The 2048-nt window shown below is 54.4% G+C and carries 2 protein-coding genes; one reads left to right on the top strand and one right to left on the bottom strand.

The annotated features are described in order from the left end of the window. Positions 1 to 182: transposase (locus A3728_RS22340; RefSeq protein ID WP_201722315.1), on the top strand; the 182-nt coding region annotated here is incomplete at its 5' end. Between the two features lie 47 nt (positions 183 to 229). On the opposite strand, the gene A3728_RS11710 is transcribed toward A3728_RS22340, so the two are convergent. Then, positions 230 to 2048, bottom strand: a 1819-nt coding sequence (locus A3728_RS11710; protein ID WP_150120756.1) for a UvrD-helicase domain-containing protein, incomplete at its 5' end; no start/stop codon positions are given.

The following is a 2048-nucleotide window of genomic DNA, read 5'->3' as shown; positions in this document are numbered from 1 at the left end:
GCAGGACAGACGTCGTCGGGATCTTTCCAAATGAGGCTGCCATACGACGCCTCGTCGGCGCCATCCTCATGGAGCAGACCGAAGAATGGACTGTGCAGCGTGCGCGATACATGACGCTGGAAACCTTGGCACCGGTCTGCGATGATCCCATCATCAGCCTGCCTGCAACGCAGACGGACTGATCAGCTCGGCCGTCGAAAGCGCCCGGCCAGCCGCGAGTTACACCACGCTATGGGGCATGATCGTCGAGCAGGACCACATGGTCAGCTTCCAACCCCTTGGAGGCGTGGATCGTCTTGAAGGTGATATCCAGATCCGGAAACGACCGGCGCAAATCCCTCATTTGCTCTGGCATGGAATGGCGATAGCGTCCCAGCATCAAGACAGTGCCCTGACGTCCATCAGCTTCTGCCCGCAACTGTAATTCTGAGAGGACGCCCCTCAACTTTTCTTCACCATCATGGCGGAAGGTCGAGACGATCCGGATAGCCGCTTCTTCCGTTGTCCCGGCCGGAATTACGATTTTTTCGAGCTGAGTCGGGTTTTGCAAAACAAAATGACGGGCGGCAAAGGCAATCTTGTCGACGGACCGGAAGGTCCGCCCAAGGTCGACAGTTCGATGCACCCCGCTTTTCCCATTGAACGTCCCGCCGAATTCTTCGCCGAAGTTGCGCATCAGATGAATGTCAGATCCGGCAAATCGATAGATGGACTGCCAGTCATCCCCTACCGCAAACAGGCGGGCATCACTGTGTTGGCCAAGCAAGCCTTTGACCAATCTTGCCCGACTTCTTGAAATATCCTGAAACTCATCAACCAGAATATGGCGAAACGGGCTTTTGTATTGGCCCGTTTCAACATAATTGGCCGCACGCAATACCATGTCTTCAAAATCGATCCGCGTGCCGAGGCGGTCCTGATAGGCCTCATAGACAGGCCTGAACACCGACAAAAAAGCGGCGGCGCGTTTGCCAAGCTTTGCGGACTGCGCTTTGCGTTCGCAGTCCTCATATGCATAGCCTCCACTCTTAAAGTTCCGCAGGAAGTTGCCCAAGAGCTGCACAAAACCGTCGACCTGGTTCATCTGCATAACCCGATCGAATAGCTCTTCGCGTGGACGGGGCTTAAGGGTCACGAAAGGCGCGATCTTTTCTGCCAATGCGTCGAGCAGACGGCCTTCTGAATTCTCGTAGCTGTAGGTCTCAAGAAGAATGGTTCCATTCTCCTGATGCACCTGTCGCTTCCAAGCCATCCCTTCGAGGTATTCATCACGATCTACCCAAGGTGCTGTCACCAGCACTTCTTGGCCACCTTGCCCAGATTGCTTACGCACACCGAAATGCTCAAGATAGACGCCGCTCTCTGTCAGACGGAAGTCGGGACAGTAATTGCGGCGGGTCGGGCTGGACGTGTCGACTTCGTAATCAGGTTCATATTCGTATTCGACGCCATTTTCGTACAGCCAGTTGGCTATCAGAAGTTCTTCGTAACTCTTGACCTTTTCCCCTTGGAGCGTGCGAAGGTCTTCCTTTTCCAGATAGGTGTAAAAATCGTGTTTCCTCTGGAAGTCCCATTCGGATTTTGCCTCGAGGCGCGCCGACGTGAACCAACCGAGAATGGCCTTCGATGCCTCCGAGACTTTCAGCGCCAACTCGACAAGAATATCGCGGATCAGCGCCAGAAACGCCTTGTCATCTGTAGCATGCGCAGCAAGGGCAGGTTTGCCGCCTTCCACTTGTCCGATGATGTCGTAGGCTAAAGCATGAAAGGTTCGAGCCTCCACCGGCTCACCGCAACGGTCTTTGATCCGCTCTGACATTTCTGCTGCAGCATCCCGAGCAAAGGCCAGTAGGAGAACCTCATGCGGTTTACGAAGACCTACCTTGATCAGATATCCGGCTTTTGCCGTGATAACGCTGGTTTTCCCGGAACCGGCTCCGGCAAGAACCAGGGTGGCATCCTCATCCACGATGATGGACAGGCGCTGTTCCGGGGTCAGAGGATTGGACTCGAAACTGTCAAAAAAATCTGACCAAAGCTCAAGTTGG

It is taken from the genome of Sulfitobacter sp. HI0040 (assembly GCF_001634885.1).
Lineage (GTDB): Bacteria > Pseudomonadota > Alphaproteobacteria > Rhodobacterales > Rhodobacteraceae > Sulfitobacter.
Note: the sequence above shows the minus strand (reverse complement) of the source record. Positions and strands in the feature narration are given on the sequence as shown.